17 protein-coding genes are annotated in these 17,294 nt (G+C 70.0%); 7 read left to right on the forward strand and 10 right to left on the reverse strand.

The genetic code is table 11. From position 1 onward, the window contains the following. Window position 1 precedes the first annotated feature (1 nt). The 4 genes from ABRP18_RS05565 to ABRP18_RS05580 are packed head-to-tail and all read left to right on the forward strand — an operon-like array spanning window position 2 to window position 4,721. Window positions 2-781 carry an ABC transporter permease gene (locus ABRP18_RS05565; RefSeq protein WP_046749066.1) on the forward strand — a complete coding sequence of 260 codons (780 nt, stop codon included), beginning with the start codon at window positions 2-4 and terminating at the stop codon, window positions 779-781. Beyond that, complete coding sequence (locus ABRP18_RS05570) at window positions 781-1,617, forward strand: ABC transporter permease (RefSeq protein WP_349885692.1); 837 nt, start codon at window positions 781-783, stop codon at window positions 1,615-1,617. The genes ABRP18_RS05565 and ABRP18_RS05570 overlap by 1 nt, the downstream gene beginning before the upstream one ends. Then, on the forward strand, window positions 1,614-2,405 hold the full coding sequence (locus ABRP18_RS05575) for an ABC transporter ATP-binding protein (RefSeq protein ID WP_141370197.1): 792 nt from the start codon (window positions 1,614-1,616) through the stop codon (window positions 2,403-2,405). The genes ABRP18_RS05570 and ABRP18_RS05575 overlap by 4 nt, the downstream gene beginning before the upstream one ends. Continuing rightward, window positions 2,406-4,721: an arylsulfatase gene (locus ABRP18_RS05580; RefSeq protein ID WP_193762558.1), complete on the forward strand. Its 2,316-nt coding sequence runs from the start codon at window positions 2,406-2,408 to the stop codon at window positions 4,719-4,721. An 88-nt stretch (window positions 4,722-4,809) separates the two neighbouring features. Here the strand turns inward: ABRP18_RS05580 and ABRP18_RS05585 are convergent, their stop codons facing one another. From ABRP18_RS05585 to ABRP18_RS05605, 5 genes are read right to left on the reverse strand one after another with little or no spacing between them, the layout of a single operon-like run. Next, window positions 4,810-5,181, reverse strand: a complete 372-nt coding sequence (locus ABRP18_RS05585; protein WP_227751372.1) for a DUF202 domain-containing protein — start codon at window positions 5,179-5,181, stop codon at window positions 4,810-4,812. 13 nt (window positions 5,182-5,194) lie between these two features. Next, window positions 5,195-5,551, reverse strand: coding sequence for a YidH family protein (locus tag ABRP18_RS05590; protein ID WP_127011929.1), 357 nt, complete (start codon window positions 5,549-5,551; stop codon window positions 5,195-5,197). Window positions 5,552-5,588: 37 nt separating this feature from the next. Next, entirely contained in the window at window positions 5,589-7,232 is a 1,644-nt protein-coding gene (locus ABRP18_RS05595; protein ID WP_141370193.1) for an amidohydrolase, read from the reverse strand. Window position 7,233: 1 nt separating this feature from the next. Next, the gene (locus ABRP18_RS05600) at window positions 7,234-8,073 is read right to left on the reverse strand and encodes a molybdenum cofactor biosynthesis F family protein (protein ID WP_058632463.1); all 840 of its coding nucleotides are present in this window, start codon (window positions 8,071-8,073) and stop codon (window positions 7,234-7,236) included. Between the two features lie 31 nt (window positions 8,074-8,104). After that, window positions 8,105-9,559: an APC family permease gene (locus tag ABRP18_RS05605; RefSeq protein ID WP_046748886.1), complete on the reverse strand. Its 1,455-nt coding sequence runs from the start codon at window positions 9,557-9,559 to the stop codon at window positions 8,105-8,107. A gap of 117 nt (window positions 9,560-9,676) precedes the next feature. Between ABRP18_RS05605 and ABRP18_RS05610 the strand changes: the two genes are divergently transcribed. Further along, window positions 9,677-10,570 carry an SDR family oxidoreductase gene (locus ABRP18_RS05610; RefSeq protein ID WP_349885693.1) on the forward strand — a complete coding sequence of 298 codons (894 nt, stop codon included), beginning with the start codon at window positions 9,677-9,679 and terminating at the stop codon, window positions 10,568-10,570. 65 nt (window positions 10,571-10,635) lie between these two features. Next, window positions 10,636-11,451, forward strand: coding sequence for an SDR family NAD(P)-dependent oxidoreductase (locus tag ABRP18_RS05615; RefSeq protein WP_045262180.1), 816 nt, complete (start codon window positions 10,636-10,638; stop codon window positions 11,449-11,451). Window positions 11,452-11,466: 15 nt separating this feature from the next. Here ABRP18_RS05615 and ABRP18_RS05620 read toward each other — a convergent pair whose 3' ends face one another. Beyond that, entirely contained in the window at window positions 11,467-12,024 is a 558-nt protein-coding gene (locus tag ABRP18_RS05620) for a TetR/AcrR family transcriptional regulator (RefSeq protein ID WP_127011930.1), read from the reverse strand. A gap of 118 nt (window positions 12,025-12,142) precedes the next feature. Here ABRP18_RS05620 and ABRP18_RS05625 point away from each other — a divergent pair, with 118 nt between their 5' ends. Continuing rightward, window positions 12,143-13,177, forward strand: coding sequence for an aldo/keto reductase (locus ABRP18_RS05625; protein ID WP_349885694.1), 1,035 nt, complete (start codon window positions 12,143-12,145; stop codon window positions 13,175-13,177). 26 nt (window positions 13,178-13,203) lie between these two features. Here ABRP18_RS05625 and ABRP18_RS05630 read toward each other — a convergent pair whose 3' ends face one another. From ABRP18_RS05630 to ABRP18_RS05645, 4 genes are all read right to left on the reverse strand, one after another. After that, complete coding sequence (locus ABRP18_RS05630) at window positions 13,204-13,854, reverse strand: HAD-IA family hydrolase (protein WP_349885695.1); 651 nt, start codon at window positions 13,852-13,854, stop codon at window positions 13,204-13,206. A gap of 62 nt (window positions 13,855-13,916) precedes the next feature. Continuing rightward, window positions 13,917-14,609, reverse strand: coding sequence for an ABC transporter ATP-binding protein (locus ABRP18_RS05635; protein ID WP_061017206.1), 693 nt, complete (start codon window positions 14,607-14,609; stop codon window positions 13,917-13,919). Then, window positions 14,606-16,378 (reverse strand): ATP-binding cassette domain-containing protein, encoded by a 1,773-nt coding sequence (locus ABRP18_RS05640; protein ID WP_046748892.1) that lies wholly within the window; start codon window positions 16,376-16,378, stop codon window positions 14,606-14,608. The genes ABRP18_RS05635 and ABRP18_RS05640 overlap by 4 nt, the downstream gene beginning before the upstream one ends. Further along, window positions 16,365-17,225: a branched-chain amino acid ABC transporter permease gene (locus ABRP18_RS05645; RefSeq protein WP_046748893.1), complete on the reverse strand. Its 861-nt coding sequence runs from the start codon at window positions 17,223-17,225 to the stop codon at window positions 16,365-16,367. The genes ABRP18_RS05640 and ABRP18_RS05645 overlap by 14 nt, the downstream gene beginning before the upstream one ends. Window positions 17,226-17,294: the final 69 nt, after the last annotated feature.

A 17,294-nucleotide genomic window follows, 5' to 3' on the forward strand; every position in this document is an offset into this window, starting at 1 on the left:
CATGAACCGCTCTTCTCTCCTCCCGCCGCTCATCGGAGCAGCCGGCGTCGTCTCGGCGCTCGCGCTCTGGGAATGGTCGGCGACCGCCGGGCCGCTCGCCGGGTCACCCCTGCCGGCAGCCACGGCCGCGATCGGCGAGGCGATCCGTCTGCTCGGAACCCCTGCGACGTGGACGGCCCTCGGTGACACGCTCACGATGGCCCTCGTCGGACTCGTCTTGGCGATCGTCGTCGGTGTCGCCCTCGGCGTCGCGATCGGCACGTCCCCGCTCGCGATGCACGCGACGCGGGTGCCGCTGGAGTTCCTGAAACCCATCCCGCCGATCGTGATCCTGCCCGTCGTCGTGCTGGTCATGGGGCCGACGGCGAGCATGGGCATCTTCCTGGTGTTCTTCGGCTGCTTCATCGCGATCGCCGTGCAGGCCTCGGCCGGCGTCTTCGACACCGATCCGGTCGCCAGGGCCACCGGACGCTCGTACGGCATGGGAAGAGCCGAGATCCTCGGCCGGATCGTGCTCCCGAGCGCGCTGCCCTACATCGGCACGGCCGTGCGGGTCGCCGCACCGACATCGCTCGTGGTCGCGGTGGTGGCAGGACTCCTCGGGGGAGGGCCGGGTCTCGGCCAGAGCCTGCTGCTGTCGCAGATCACCGGCAACCAGGCGCAGCTCTTCGCGTACGTGCTGATCCTCGGCGTGCTCGGCCTGTTGATTCAGGGACTCAGCCAGTGGGGCGAGCGCACGCTCCTGCACTGGCATCCGCAATACCGGAAGCAGGTCGTGTGATGACCCTCACCTCGTCGATCCAGACCCGAACCAGGCTCGCTCGACGACGCGGCCAGGACGGACTCCCGCGCGGCGTTCTGCTCGGTGCCGAGATCGCGGTGCCCGTCGCGCTGCTGGCGCTGTGGGGGTTCGCCTCGGCCGGGTCGACCAACGCGTTCTTCCCGCCGCTGCAGACGATCCTGCAACGGCTCTGGCAGCTCGCGCAGACGCCCGCCTTCCTGCTCGACATCGCCTCGTCCGTGGGCAACCTGGTGGTGTCCTTCCTGCTGGCGACCGTGATCGGTGTGCTCGTGGGGCTGCTGCTGGGCCTCGTCCGTCCGCTGAGCTGGTTCGCCGAGCCGACCATCCACTTCTTCCGTGCGATCCCGCCGGTCGCGCTGGTGCCGATCTTCGTCTCGCTCATCGGTTTCGGCACCGAGACGCGCATCCTCTCCATCACCCTGGCCGCGGTGTTCCCCATCCTGATCTCGACGATCGACGGCGTCCGCGCCGGCGAGCCCACACTCGAGATGGTGAGCCGCGTGTACCGGCTGAGCGCCGGCGAGCGGCTGTTCTCCGTGATGCTCCCCGCTGCGAGTCCGCGCATCCTCTCCGGGATGCAGGTCAGTCTGATCACGGCGTTCGTCGTCATGATCGCGAGCGAGATGCTCGGCTCCTCGACGGGGCTCGGAGCGGCGACCCTGCTCGCGCAGCAGTCCTTCGCCATCCCGGACATGTGGGCCGGGATCCTCGTCCTCGGCGTCATCGGATACACCGCGACCGCCGTGTTCACCCTCTTCCGGCGCCGCGTGCTGCGCTGGTACATCGCCTCCCAGCAACAGGAGAAGAACGCATGACCACCACCACCGTCACCGCGCCGGTGCGCCTGAGCGTGCAGGGCCTCGCGAAGTCGTACGAGACGAAGGCGGGTCCTGTGCCCGTGATCGCCGACCTCACCTTCGACGTGCACGCCGGGGAGGTGTGCTGCATCGTCGGTCCCTCCGGCATCGGCAAGACCACCCTGTTGAAGTGCCTCACCGGGCTGCAGAGCATCACCGCCGGGAGCGCGGCCATCGACGGGACCCCCATCGACGGCCCTCCCGAGGAGATGGCGCTCGTGTTCCAGGAGTACACCCGGTCGCTGATGCCGTGGCTCACGGTCGAGAAGAACGTGCGCCTGCCGTTGAAGCATCTGCGCCTGCCCGCCGCGGAGCGCGAGGAGCGCATCGCCGCCGCCCTCTCCGCCGTCGGACTGTCCGGTGCGGAGTCCAAGTTCCCCTGGCAGCTGTCCGGCGGCATGCAGCAGCGCGTCGCGATCGCGCGGGCGATCGCCTACCGGCCGGAAGTGCTCGTGATGGACGAGCCCTTCGCCTCGGTCGACGCGCAGACGCGCTTCGAGCTGGAGGACCTGTGCCTGCGCATCCGCGAGCAGTTCGGGATGACGATCGTCGTCGTCACCCATGACATCGATGAGGCGGTCTACCTCTCCGACCGTGTGGTGGTGCTCGGCGAACGCCCCGCGAAGGTCACCGAGATCATCGAGATCGACTTCAGCGGTCATCGTGATCAGCTCACGACACGAGCCCTCCCGGTGTTCGCCGAGCTGCGCACCCGCATCTTCGAGCTCATCCGGAAGGCGGGCTGAATGTCCGTGTCGTACGAAGCCCGTGGATACGAACGGTTCCAGGGCCGCGCCGAGGAGTTCACCTCGTCCTCCGAGCCCTGGTGGCCGGAGCCTCGCCGCGCGAGAGTGGGGGCTCCGAACGTGATCGTGATGCTGATCGACGATCTGGGCTTCAGCGACCTCGGGCCCTTCGGCAGCGAGATCGACACCCCGCGCATCGACGCGCTGGCCGCCGACGGCTGGGTCTTCACGAACTACCGCACCGCTCCGATGTGCTCCCCGGCCCGCGCCGCCCTGCTCACGGGCCTGAACCCCCACCGTGCGGGCTTCGGCTTCGTGGCGCACGTCGATCCCGGTTACCCGGGGTTCAGCTGCGAGCTGCCCGCCGACGCCCCGACCCTCGCCGAGTCGCTGCGGGCAGGGGGATACGCGACGTTCATGGTCGGCAAGTGGCACCTGACCCTGGAGTCGAGCCTGCACGACGGAGCCGACCGTCGCACGTGGCCGTTGCAGCGCGGCTTCGACAGGTACTTCGGCAGCATGGACGGCTTCACCTCGCTGCATCACCCGCACCGGCTCGTGCAGGACAACGCAGTGGTCGATCTGCATGAGTACCCCGACGGCTTCTTCCTGACGGACGAGCTCACGGACAGGGCGATCGGCATGATCGACGATCTGCGCGTGAACGACCCCGACAAGCCGTTCTTCCTCTATTACGCGCACACCTCGGTGCACGGCCCCATCCAGGCGAAGGACATCGACATCGCGAAGTACCGCGGTCGGTACGAGGCCGGGTGGAACCGGATGCGCGAGGAGCGATTCGCTCGGCAGCGCGAACGGGGCATCGTGCCGGCGCATGCCGACCTGCCGACGGACGCGATAGCCGACGGTGCGCAGATCCCCGCCTGGGACGACCTCGCCGAAGAGGACCGGCGCCTGTTCGCGAGGCACATGGAGGTGTACGCGGCGGCCGTGGACGAGATCGACCAGAGCGTCGGTCGCCTGCTCGATCGACTCGAACGCAGCGGGGAGCGCGAGAACACCATCGTGGTGATCGCCAGCGATAACGGGGGGACGGCGGAGGGCGGTCCGACCGGCACGCGGAGCTACTTCGCGCAGTTCGGCAGCCACGGCGGCATGCCCGAGGACTGGGTCACCGACGTGCCGCGCGACGTGGACGACATCGGCGGGCCGCGCCTGTTCGGGCAGTACCCCACAGGGTGGGCGCGGGTGTCCAACACCCCGTTCCGCTCGTTCAAGGCCACCACCTACGAGGGGGGAGTGCACGCGCCTCTGCTCGTGTCCTGGCCCGATGCACCGATGCGCGGCGGGCTGCGCGACCAGTTCGTGTTCGTGTCCGACCTCGCGCCCACGCTGCTGGAACTCTGCGGGGTGCCTGCCCTGGCCGAACGCAACGGCGTGCCCGCGCTCGACATGGACGGCGGCAGCATCGTGGATGTGCTCGCGAACCCTCGCGCGGACGGGCGTGAGGTGCAGTACTTCGAGTGCGTGGGGCGGCGAGCGATCGTGGACGGCCGCTGGAAGGCGCTCTCGACCGTGACCCCCACACCGGCCGAAGGACCGGCAGGCGGGAGCTGGGAACTGTACGACCTGGAGCTCGATCCCACGGAGACCGTCGACGTCGCGCATGCCCACCCGGAGGTCGTCGCCGCACTCGCAGATCGTTGGCATGCCGAGGCATGGCGGAACACAGTGTTCCCGCTGGACGACGAGGGTGCGCTGTTCCGGGTGCGACCCGACACCGAGGAGCCGTTGTCGGCACCGGTCGACCTGATCCCGTTCCGCCCGCCGCTGGAGAGATTCCGTGCGGCGAAGCTGACGGTGCTGCGCTCGTTCCGGATCGAGGTGGATCTCGAGGCCGGCCACGACGCCGCAGGGGTGATCGTGGCGCACGGCGACCAGGGCGGCGGCTACCTGCTCGCGCTCGACCGCGGCGCCCCGCTGCTCGTGTACAACGCGTACGGACGCATGCACCGCGCGCGAGGTTCCCTGCTCGGCGCCGGTCCGCATCGCCTCGTGGTGCGCATGGACGAACAGCCCGGTCTGCGCTGGAGCGCGAGCGTCGAGGTCGACGGGCGAGACGACGCCCGGATCGACGACGTGTCCATGCTGATCGGGATGTCGCCCTTCACGGGCATCAGCGTCGGCTACGACTTCGGTGGCCCCGTCGACTGGGAGCTGCACGAAGAGCACCGGTCGTATCCGTTCCGCGGCGGTTCGCTGCAGCGCGTGCGCTACGTGCCGGGTGCCCGTTCCGTGCACGACGCCACCGTGCTGCGCGCGGTGGGACGCGCCGTGCTGACGGTCGCCGACTGAGGTCGGCACCGGGTCCGGCTGGCACCGGGTCCGGCTGGCACCGGGTCCGGTCGGCACCGACGTCTGAGGGGGCGTCGGTGCCGACCGGTCACATCGCGAGCTGTGCGACGACGACGAGGACCACCGCGATCACCCCGAAGCCGGTCCCGAACACGGTGAGCGCGAGCAGGAGCGAACCACCGGGAAGGGGCCCCGCCGCCGTCTCTGTGAGCACGGCGGTCGTGCGGCGCTGTCGTCGTCGTGCGGCGATCCAGAGCACGCATGCGGTGCCGACGCCGATCACGCCTGGTGCGATGCCCCAGGCCCCGAACACGGGCGGCAGGACGAGCGGGAAGACCCGCAGCGACAGCAGCGAGCCGATCGCGATCGCGAGGGCGGTGCGTCGCCAGGCGAGTTCGGTGCGCTCCGGTTGCAGTCCGGGGTCGTACCGTCGTTGCGGTTCGATGGCACGTCGCATCATCCGCGCTGACCGATCAACGCCACAGCACGCCGGCGAGCACCAGCAGCCCGACCGTCACGACCACCGCCGCCAGCAGCACGGCGGACAGCGCGCCGGGCAGCGGCCGTGACTGCCGCATCGCGCGTTCCGCCCGCATCCACTCCCACCACGCGAGAGGCGCGACCACGGTACCGGTCACCATCAGCAGCAGCGAGGCCGCGAGGCGGAACCCCGGATGCAGATCCAGGCCGAGCACCTCGAGCGCGACGCCCCCGGCGATCAGCGCGAGAGCAGTCCTGGTCCACGCCAGGAACGTGCGCTCGTTGGCGAGCGAGAACCGCGGGTCGGGCTCTTCTCCGACGCCGTACACGGAGGAGGGGAAGCGTCGCATCGCCTCATCGTATCGGCGCGACCGCCGCATCCGCGGGTCAGTCCCCGTGCACACGGCGACCGGCGAACCACGTCGACTCGATCGAGGTGTGCACGATCTCGTCGGCGGGCCCGGCGATCGCATCGCGTGCCAGCACCACGAAGTCGGCCGATTTGCCGGGGGAGAGGGATCCGGTCTCGTTTCCGAGGCCCATCGCGGTCGCCGCGTTGATCGTGAAGACCTCCAGCGCCTCCTGCGCCGTGATCGCCTGTTCGGGCCAGAGACGTCCCGGTGCGCGGCCGAGCGGATCGGCTCTGGTCACCAGGCCCTGCAGCCCCTCCAGCGTGTTCGGGGAGTCGCTCACCGGCCAGTCGGATCCGCCGGCCACGAGCGCCCCGGCATCGAGGAGAGAGCGGTTGGGCTGCGAGTGCTCCGCCCGATCACCGAGCACGTCGGCCAGCGCCTGCGGGATCACCCCGGGGTACCAGATGAACGGGGAGATGTCGGCCGAGACGTTCAGCTCCGCCAGCCGAGGGACGTCGGACTCGGCGAGGAACTGCCCGTGCGCGATCTGCACGGGCGTGGTGAAGCCTGCTGCGCGCAGCTGCTCCGCGGCGTCGAGGACCAGCCGGGCGGAGCCGTCCCCCGTGCAGTGCACCTTGGCGCCGAGGCCACGCTCGGCCACGGCGCGCAGCCACCTCGTGAGCTCGTCGAGGGTCATGGTCGTCTCGCCGTGGAAGTGTGCGCCGTGCACCGGGTCGGCGGGGTACGGGTCGAGGAAGGCGGCGGTCCGGGCCGGCGGAACGCCGTCGAGGAAGATCTTGACGAAATCGGGCCGATGGTGCGGGGTGCGGAACTCCTCGCCCCGGTCGAGCAGGGGAGCGCCGATCGGGTCGAACCCGAAGATCTCGTCGTTGATCAGCAGCGATGACACGACCCAGGCGCGCAGGTCGTCCGCGCGGTCGAGGTCGGAGAGCGCGCGGAGGATGTCCACCGAGACCCCTGCATCCTGGAACGCCGTCACGCCGTAGGAGTTGAGGATCTCGACACCTCGTCGGGAGGCCGCGGCGTGCTGCTGCGGTGTGAGCCCGCCCGTGCGGTCGTACGCCTCCTGCACCGGGATCCCCGCGGCTTCGAGCAGGACGCCGGAGGGTGTGCCGTCGTCAGGGTCGAGCAGGGTCACCCCCGACTCGGGGACGTGCTCCGCCGTGATGCCCGCGAGCTCCAGCGCCCGACTGCTCACCCAGCGGTTGTGGCGGGAATCCTCCATGAGCATCACCGGGCGCCCGCCGCTCGCCTCGTCCAGGCGGCGTCGGCTCGCGGTGTTCGCGAGGGAGGGCAGCAGGGTGGTCGCCACCGCGCCGCCGACGATCCAGGCGTCCTGCGGCAGCTCCGCGGCCTTCTCCCGCACGCGGTCGAGCACCTCATCGAGACTCAGCGACGGCGCGAGCGACAACTCGAACAGGTCCGTGCGCCCGGCGAGCGCGTGGTGGTTGTGCACATCGACGAAACCGGGGTACACGGCCGCGTCGCCGACCTCGAGCAGACGGGTCCTGCGGCCCCGGAGCGCTTCGATGTCCGAGCGCGCTCCGACCGCGATGATCCTGCCGTCGCGCACGGCGAAGGCCTCGACCACCGGGTTCGCGCGGTCGGCCGTGCGGATCGCGGAACCGGTGACGATGAGGTCGGCGACGTCGGTCATGTCAGACGGCTCCGAAGGTCGCGGGCTCGAGCTCCGGCGCGTGCAGCGTCGTGGAGAGCAGTCGTCCGTGGGCGCCGAACGTGAAGTGCGTCGGCACCTCCCCGCTCTCGTCGAGGCCGAACAGCACGCCGTGGGAGCGGATCGCGTTCACGTCGCGGTGGTCGGCGATCGTCACGGATGCGCAGGGGATGACCTTCTCGCGCCAGGCGAACACGTAGATGCCGGGGCGGATCTGCCACACGCTGTTCTCATCCGTGTCGGCGAGGCCGCGTTCCGGTCCCGCGAGGCACTGCCACGAGTACCAGTGCGACGACAGGTAGACGTGTTCGTACGCGTGCTCTTCGCTGTACACCCACTCGACCCTGCGACCGATGAGGGTCGTCGTGGGAGCGGCCTCCTCGCCGCTCTGCTCGATGCCCTCGATCACCCCGGGGGCGAAATGGTGCTGCACGCGGGTGCGGCCCTGCTCCGGTGCCGGCAGGATCTCGGAGATCACGGCCAGAGCGCGGCCCTGTCGCAGGTCGAGGATGAGCGAGACGGCCTCGTGCGGCAGGTAGCGGTGGTGGAACTGCACGAAGTAGAGCTGTTCGTCGACCTCGAAGGCCTCGTAGTCGTCGGTGTCCGCCGCGGCCTCGGTGTCGTCCTCCGCTCCCGGCTGGTACTCCCACGAGACGGTCGAGTCGGCGAAGCGATGCACGATGCGGGTGCCGCGACCGTCGACGACGGTGACCTCGGTGCCGCTCAGCGCGGTCGAGTGCGGGGCCTTGTTGGCGTCGAAGCCGGGTGCCAGTCCCTCCAGGGGCAGCCAGGTCGAGGTGTCGGCGGGATTCAGAGTGGTCATGCGATCTCCTTCGATGGATGGTCTGGGGGGGTCAGCGGTCGCTGAACTGCTCCAGGTCGGTGGCGAGGCCTTCGTAGACGGCCGGTCTGGCGCGCTTCAGGTAGGCCCCGTAGCCGATGCCGCCGATCAGGGCGACCACCAGCAGCAGCGGCATCAGCCGGATGGCGAGCTCCTCCGACCCGGCGACGATGTTGAAGTTCACGACGGCGAGGACGGAGATGGCCGCGATGCCGAGGAAGCCGATGCCGGGGGCGATGAACGTGCTCCACCAGCGCGGGTCCTGGCGGCGGCGGAAGTAGACGACGATCGAGATCGCGGCGAGTCCCTGCAGGATCAGCACGCTCAGGGTGCCGAAGCCGAGCATGGCGGGGACGAGCGTGACGATCGGGTCCGCTCCCGCGATGGCGAAGATCACCGCGACGACCGCGGCGAAGCCGGCCTGCACGATCCCGGCCAGCTGCGGCGCGCCGTTGGCACGCGTGCGGGCGAGGGCCTGCGGGAGGATCCTGGCCCGCCCCAGCGAGTACAGGTAGCGCGTCGCCGAGTTGTGGAAGGCGAGCATGGCGGCGAACAGGCTCACCAGGAGCAGGATCATCATCACGGTCGTGAGCGGGCCGCCCAGGTACTGCTGCGACAGCGAGAAGATGAGGTCGCCCGTTGGCAGGTGCTCGAGCGCGGTGGCCTGGGCCTGCGCCACACCGGTCGCGCTCACGACGGCCCAGGTGGTGACACCGAGGATCACGCCGATCGCGATGATCGAGGTGTAGGTCGCCCGCGGGATGGTGCGCAGCGGCTGCTTGGCCTCCTCGCTGAACAGCGCCGTCGCCTCGAAGCCGAGGAAGCCGGTCGCCGCCAGCAGCAGGCCGATGGGCAGCGACCCGGAGAACACGGCCTCGGGGCTGAACGCCGCCACGTCGTAGCCCGTCTGCACGAGCACGGAGATGTCGAACACCACGAGCATCAGCACCTCGAGCACGAGGCAGACCCCCAGGATCTTCGAGCTGAAGTCGACACCCACCCGGGCCAGCACGAAGCAGACGACGATGGACAGCAGACCCCAGACGAGCCAGTGCACGTCGAGGCCGGTGAGGTCGCGGATGATCGTCTGCATGAAGAAGCCGCTGGTGCCGATCGTTCCGACGACGAAGAAGTTGTAGCCGAGGGTGGCGATCAGACCCGCGATGAGGCCACCGGTGCGACCGAGGCCCTTCACCACGAACGCGTAGAAGCCTCCGGCGTTCACGAGCTGCTTCGACATCTGGGCGTAGCCGATCGCGAACAGCAGCAGGATCGCCGCGACCAGGAAGAACGACATGGGCGTGCCACCGCCGTTGCCCAGCGCGATGGCGAGCGAGGCCACCACCACGATGCCCGTGAGCGGGGCGACGGCGGCGAGGACGAGGAAGACGATCCCGGCGACGCCGAGGGCTCCGGGTCGGAGAGAGGTGTGCGTATGCGTCGTGGACGCGGATGTCGGGTCTGCCACGTCGGCTCCTTTGCTGGGTGACGGCCGTGCGGACACGGCATCGACGACGAGGGGAATCGTCGATAGAGCGAGTCTGCTCGTGCTGTCGACGACGCGCTTGACCCTGAGGGAAAGACGATGGTGTCAGCGTGCACAGCCTCCTCCCGAACCTTCGAACGGCCGGGAACAGGGGAGCAGGATGACCGTGATGACACCGCCGTCCTCTCCCGCACCACCGGTGCAGGGACGGCCTGCGAGGGACAGATGGATCTGCAGCTGCACGACAGGACGGCCCTGATCACGGGTGCCGGGAGCGGCATCGGGCGCGCCACGGCCCGCGCGCTCGCGCAGGAGGGGATGCGGGTGGCGTTGCTCGACCGCGACAGCGCCGCTCTGGAGGGCACCGCTGCGCTCGTGCGGGACGCGGTTCCGGAAGCGGCGGAGGCGGTTCTCGTCCTCGCCGACGTGACGGATGAAGAGCAGGTGCGCGCCGGCGTGCTCAGGGCGGTCGACGGTCTCGGCGGGGTGGATCACGTGGTGTGCTGCGCAGGCATCTCCGGCCCGGTCGGCTCGTCGATCGAGGACACCGACCTCGCTGCGTGGAACACCGTGCTCGCCGTCAACGTGACAGGGCCCTTCCTGGTGCTCAAGCACGCGCTCCCCGCGCTGCGGATCGCGGATTGGGGATCCATCGTCCTCCTCGCAAGCGACTCGGCCCTCGTCGCGTCACCAGGGATGGTCCCCTACTGCGCGTCGAAGGCCGCGGTCGTCCAGTTCGGCCGCGCCCTGTCCGTCGATCTCCTCGGCACCGGGATCCGCGTGAACTCGATCGCCCCGTCGATCGTCGACACACCGATGAGTCGCGGCGATCTGGGTGAGGCCGCTCTGGACGATCCCGGGTTCCCCGTGCAGACCGCGGACGAGGTGGCCGCCCACGTGGCCTACCTGCTGTCGCCTCACGCCGCGGCGGTGAACGGCACCACGCTGATCAGCGACTTCGGCTACACCGCCCGCTCGGGATTCCCCGCCTGATACGGACGCATCGGACCAGACCACCGCGCGCACGCGCATCGAGCGAACACCACACAGGAGAAGACATGGGAATCACGGTCGGATCGAGCGTCTCAGGGCGCGTCGTCGTCATCACCGGAGGCGGCACGGGCATCGGCGCGGCCATCGCCGAGCGCTACGCGGCAGAGGGGGCCCACGTCGTGGTGGTGGGTCGGCGAGCGGAGCCGCTGCACGAGGTGGAGCGGGCGGTGGGTGCGGTGCCCGTCATCGCGGATGCCGCGGACACCGCGTCGGCCCAGGCCGCTGTCGCCGAGGTGCTGGCGCGCTTCGGTCGCATCGATGTGCTCGTCGCGAATGCCGGCGGCCACGGGTTCTCCCCGGTCGGCGACACCGACGATGCGAGCTGGGAGGCGGCGATCCGCGCGAACCTCACGACGGCGTTCACGATGGCGCGCGAGGCCCTTCCTGCGCTGATCGAGGCGAAGGGGCAGATCGTGATCGTCTCCTCGCTCGCCGGTCTGTTCGCCGGCCCGTCGGTGGCCGGGTACACGGTGGGCAAGCATGCGCTGATCGGTCTGACCCGCACGTTGGCACGTGACTACGGCCGGCACGGCGTGCGGGTGAACGCGATCTGCCCCGGCTGGGTGCAGACGCCCATGGCCGACGACGAGATGGACGAGTTCGCCTCGCACGCGGGGCTCGGTTCCCGTGAGGAGGCGTATGCGACCGTCACGGCCGACGTGCCGCTGCGTCGCCCGGCGCGCCCCTCCGAGATCGCCTCGGTTGTGCGCTTCCTCGGGTCAGGGGAGTCGTCTTACATCACCGGTGCCGTGATCGTCGCGGACGGCGGTTCGCACGTCGTCGACGTGCCGACCATCGCCTTCGACCACGCCGGGATGTGACCGACCGAGGGTGCGTCAGGGGCGGGTCCCGGCCGTTGCGCGGTAGCGGAGACCGTCCACGAGCAGCCCGACCAGGACCTGACTCTGCTCCTCCGACCCCGCGGAGTGGCAGAGGTTCGCTGCGGCGTACAGGAGTTGCGTCGCGTCGACGTCGCGGCGGATCGTCCCCGCCTCGGCTGCGGCGTCGAGAAGACGTTCGAGCGCTCCGCCGAGTTCGGCGGTGAAGTACGACGGCAGTGCCTCGAAGGCGGGATCTCCGGAGTGCAGCGCGGCAGCGAGCCCGCGCTTCGTGGCGACGAACTGCGTGAAGCGCTGCAGCCACAGGGCGAGCGCGTCATCCGGGGAGTGCGCGGCGGCGAGCTCGTCCGCGGCCGCCGCGGTGGCATCGACGGCATGCCGGAAGACGGCGACCACGAGGTCCGACCGCTGCGGGAAGCGGCGGTACAGGGTGCCCACTCCGACGCCTGCGCGCTCGGCGATCAGCCTCGCGGGCGCGTCGACCCCCTCCGTGGCGAAGACCTCGCGCGCGGCATCGGTCAGTGCGTCGGCATTGCGGCGGGCGTCGGCGCGCATGGATCCTCCGGGGGTTGCATAAACGGAACACTGTTCCGTATGCTTCCGGAAAGGCGTTCCACTTCGGTCAACGATAGGGCACCGGACAGCAGAGCGCCATCGATGGAAGGAACACGACATGCACTACCGCACCCTCGGCAGGACCGGGATCCAGGTGAGCCCGTTCGCCCTCGGGGCCATGATGCTCGGCACGGACGGCAGCATCGGGAACGGCGACGAGCGGGACTCCATCCGCATCGTGCATCGAGCCATCGACGCGGGCATCAACATCATCGACACGGCCGACCGATACTCGCAGGGCGGCTCCGAAGAGCTCATCGGCAAGGCGCTCGCCGGCCGTCGCGACGACGTGGTCCTGGCCACGAAGTTCAACGGACCGATGGGCACCGACCCGAACAGGCGCGGCAACTCCCGCCGATGGATCATGCGCGCCGTCGAGGACTCGCTCCGTCGGCTGGGGACCGACTACATCGACCTGTATCAGGCGCACCGTCCTGACGACACCGTCGACCTCGAGGAGACGCTCTCCGCGCTGACCGATCTGGTCCGCAGCGGCAAGGTGCGAGCGATCGGCAGCTCGGACTTCCCCGCCTCGATGCAGGTCGAGGCGCAGTGGACCTCCGAGCGTCGGGGCCTCGAGCGCTTCCGCACCGAGCAGCCGACCTACTCGATCCTGAACCGTGGCATCGAACGGGAAGTGCTGCCCGTCGCGCAGCGCTACGGCATGGGCGCCCTCGTCTGGAGTCCTCTCGCCGGCGGCATGCTGACCGGACGGTTCCGGAGGGGACAGCAGACCGATCTCGCTCGCGCGACCATGTTCCGGCACAACCAGGACGAGCGGCGGATCGACGCCGTGGAGCAGATCGTCGCGCTCTCCGAGGAGACCGGCATCCGGATGACCCACCTCGCGATGGCGTTCGCGATCGCGCATCCCGATGTCACGAGCGCGCTGATCGGCCCGCGGTCGATGGAGCAGCTGGACGACCTGCTTGCGGGAGTAGACATCGTGCTCACGGACGAGGTGCTGGACCGGATCGACGCGATCGTCCCGCCCGGCACCGATGTCGGACGCCTCGATCAGCAGTACAACCCGCCCGCTGTGCTCGAGCCCGCGCTGCGACGGCGACCGGTGGCGCACCGCTCCGCCGCCTAGGCGACCGGGTGTGAGCTCCGGACCGCTCAGCCGATCCGGAGCTCGAAGCCGTCGTCGACGGCGGCGATCGACACCTGCGTGAGGTCGTCCACGTGCGCGGTCGGGGCGTGGGCGGCGGCGTGCGGGCCGACTCCGATCACTCGCATGCCCGCGGCGTGGGCGGCCTGGATCCCGGCGCCGGAGTCCTCGAACACGAGGCAGTCCGCGGGGTCGACGCCCAGCGTGCGCGCAGCGAGGAGGAAGCCCTCAGGGTCGGGCTTCGACGCGGACACGTTCTCGGCCGTCACGGCGAAGGCGGGCACGGTCAGCTCGGCCTGACGCATCCGCGCGGTCATCAAGGCGACGTTGGCGGAGGTCACGATCGCGTGGGCGAAGGGCTGCAGAGCATCGAGCAGACCGTCGGCGCCGGGGATCATGATGACGCCTTCCACGTCGGACGCCTCGTTCGCGAGCATGACCTCGTTCTCGCGGAGGTTGATCGCGTGATCGCGCTCGGGCAGCATGATCGCCATGCTCTGGTGACCCTGACGTCCGTGCACCACACTCAGCACCGTCTCGGGGGCGATCCCGTGCGGCTCCGCCCAGGCCAGCCACAGCCGCTCCACCACGGCGGTCGAGTCGACGAGGGTGCCGTCCATGTCGAGGAGGGCAGCGCGGGCGTGGATGGTCTGGGTCATCCTCTCAGGCTAATCCCCACGTCCCGGTGATCGCCGACGGTCGCTCGACCCCCGACACGTGCTCAGCCGCCGAGGTAGGCCCGGTGCAGCAACGCGGGGTCCTCCTGCAGCGCCTGCGCCGTGCCCTGGAACGAGACGCGCCCGCCGGCGACGACCACCGCTTCCTCGGCCAACCCGAGAGCGAGCTGGGTGAACTGCTCGACCAGCAGCACCCCGACCCCGGACTCGGCGATGGACTGCACGATCGGCATCAGCCTCAGGAAGACGACGGGGGCGAGGCCGAGCGACATCTCGTCGATCAGCAGGATGCGGGGTTTCGCGGCGAATGCCCTGGCCAGCACGACCATCTGCTGCTCCCCACCCGACAGCAGGGCGGTGGGGGCGTCGATGCGTTTCTCGAGTTCGGGGAACTGCGCCAGGACGGCGTCGAACTCCGAAGGGGTGCGCGCTGTGAGCGAGAGGTTCTCCCGCACGGTCAGCGACGGGAAGACGGCACGGCCCTGCTCGATGTGCACGATGCCGCGGCGCGCCCTGGTGACGCGGGAGAGCCGGTCGATGGGTTCGCCGTCCAGGGTGATCGTCCCCGCGGAGTGAGGGGTCACACCGGAGACGGATTCGATCAGACTCGTCTTCCCCGCACCGTTGGGGCCGACCAGGGCCAGCACCTCGCCGCCGGCGACCCGCAGCGAGACGTCGGAGATGACGGGTCCGGCTCCGCGACTCACCGTCACGGCGTCCAGCACGAGTTCGCTCATGTCAGCAGCTCCGTCTCTCCCATGTAGGCCTTCACCACGTCGGGGTTCGCGAGCACCTCGGCCTGCGGCCCGCTCGCCAGCACCCGACCGAAGTCGAGCACGGTCAGAGTGGGGCACACGGAGCGCACGAGGTCGAGGTCGTGCTCGATGATGATCAGCGCGACGCCGTAGCGGGCCGGCAGGTCTCGCAGACGTGCCGCGAGCGCCAGGTGCTCCTCGTGCGACAGGCCGGCAGCGGGTTCGTCGAGGATCAGCAGACGGGGTCGGGCGGCGACGTTCGCGGCGACCTCCACGAGCCTCCGGGTGCCGACGTCGACGCTCGACAGGCGCGCGCGGGAGGGAGGGCAGCCGAAGAACTCCAGCACCTCGTCGATGTCGGCCTTCGCGAGCCGGCGTCTGGCTACGAATCGCACGTAGGCGCCGACCGTGAGCGCGGGCGGGACCCGATCCTGCTGGAACGTGCGCCGCAGCCCCAATCTCGCGCGACGGGTGGGGGAGAGGCCGGCCAGGTCGCGGTCGCCGAGCAGCACACGTCCTCCGTGCTTCGGCAGGAAGCCGCTGATCGCGTCGACGAAGGTCGACTTCCCTGCGCCGTTGGGCCCGATCAGCCCCATGATCGATGCGGCCGGCACCTGGAACGACACATCGTCCAGTGCCTTGAGTGCGCCGAACTGCACGGTGAGACCCTCCACGGTGAGCACGGGCGCACCACGCAGGTCCGCATCGTCGACCGTGGCCGTTGTCGTCGTCGTGACGGCCGAGGCATCGGCTCCGGCATCGGCAGGCAGGGCGGTGAGCTGCGCGTTCGCGGTTCGCCGGTCCGCGCGGCGGTAGAGCAGGTTGCGGATGCCCTGGCCGAGGTTGGTCCCGCTGGTGAGAGCCTGCACGCCCAGCACGCCGAAGACGACGAAAGCCCAGTCCTGCGGCACACCCCAGCGCTTGAGCAGCTCGGGAACGAGCACCCAGAGCAGCCCGCCGAAGATCGCCATGTCGATCAGGTGGGCGCCGGACATGATCGCCAGCACGTAGAGCGCGAGGGACTGCAGCGGAGTGAAGCTCGACGCGAACGGCAGCTGCACCTGACCGGCCAGCAGCCCACCCGAGATGCCGCCGAGGGCCGCGGAGACGGCGAAGGCGGTCAGCTTGGCCGCCTGCACGCTCTGCCCCGAGGCGGCGGTTCCCCGTTCGGAGAATGCCACGGCCTTCCAGCTCGACCCCCAGCGGCCCCGCTGCAGGAAGAACACTCCGAGAGCGCAGACCGCGAGCACGACGATGGACAGGAAGAAGAATTCGCGGTCGTTCGAGAACATCTCCGGTCGTTCGATGGCCGTGCCGTCCGCCGAGCCGGGGAACTGGATCTGCACCAGCGTGACGTCGGCCGCTGCGGCGAAGCCGAGGGTCACGACCGCCAGGTTCACCCCCCGCAGCCGCAGGGCGGGAAGGCCGACCAGGATGCCGACGAGCCCCGCCGCGACACCGCCGAGGATCAGCCATAGGAGGAATCCTCCCGGCGCCTGCACAACGTTGAGCAGCGACACGATCCAGGCGCCGACGGCTGCGAACGTGAGCTGGCACAGGGCGATCATCCCTGCGGAGCCGGTCACGATGCCGAGGCCGAGGATGGCGATGGCGGCGGTGACCGCGCTGATGGCGAGGAAGACGAAGTACCCGGGCAGGGCCGAGCTGAGGATCGCACCGACCCCGATGCCGACGAGGGCGACGGCGAACGGCCAGGTGACCCGGAACCAGGGGCGGTCAACGAGCGGCATCCCACACCTCCTTGCGCTGCGTCCAGAGCAGCAGGACGACGATGAACAGGAACGGGAGGAAGTTGCGCACCAGCGCGACCTCGTCGATCTGGGCGACGAGTCCGCCGAGCACGCCGAGGATGAGTCCGCCGGCGACGGCGAGGTCGAGACGGCGGAAGCCGCCGAGGAGCGCGGCCGCGGCGGCGGGCACGATGAGCATCGACAGGCTCGTCGCGTCGTTGGACTGCGACGGCGCCACGATGATGATCGCGATCGCGCTGATCACACCCGTGACGAACCACACCGCGATGGAGAGCGGCCGCGAGCGGATGCCGAGCAGCTCGGCCGTCGTGGGGCGCTCGGAGAGGGCGCGCAGCTGCGTTCCGACTCTGGTGCGACGCAGGACGATGCGCACGGCGATGGCTGTCACGATCGCCATCGCGACGGTTGCGACCGTGACCTGGCTGACGACGACGCCGCCGATCGTGAAAGCGGGCCCGGCGATGATCGGCGCGAACGGCTGCGGTTTGTTGCCGAACAGGATGAACGACATCGAGATCAGCAGCAGCAGCGGGCCGACGGTCATCGCTGAGCGGGTCGTGGTCGACGCTTCGGACAGCCACGTCGCAGCGATGAAGCCGATCGCCGCGGCCAGCAGCCCTGCCACGAGCACCCCGAGCACGGAACCGACCCAGATGGGCAGCCCCAGTTCGCGCACGAACCACACGGCTGTGAAGCCGCCGAACATGCCGGTCGCGGCCTGGGCGAAGTTCACGACCCGCACGAGCCGGGACATGAGCGTCAGGCATACGCCGAGAACCGCGTAGAGACCGCCGGCGGCGAGCCCCGCGATGGCACCTTGCAGCATGGGCGTCCTTTCTGTTCCGAGGGGGAGGGGGAAGGTGCCTGCCGCCGGTAATGCGCCCGGCGGCAGGCG

Source organism: Microbacterium sp. WHRI 7836 (assembly GCF_040223885.2).
Lineage (GTDB): Bacteria > Actinomycetota > Actinomycetes > Actinomycetales > Microbacteriaceae > Microbacterium > Microbacterium oxydans.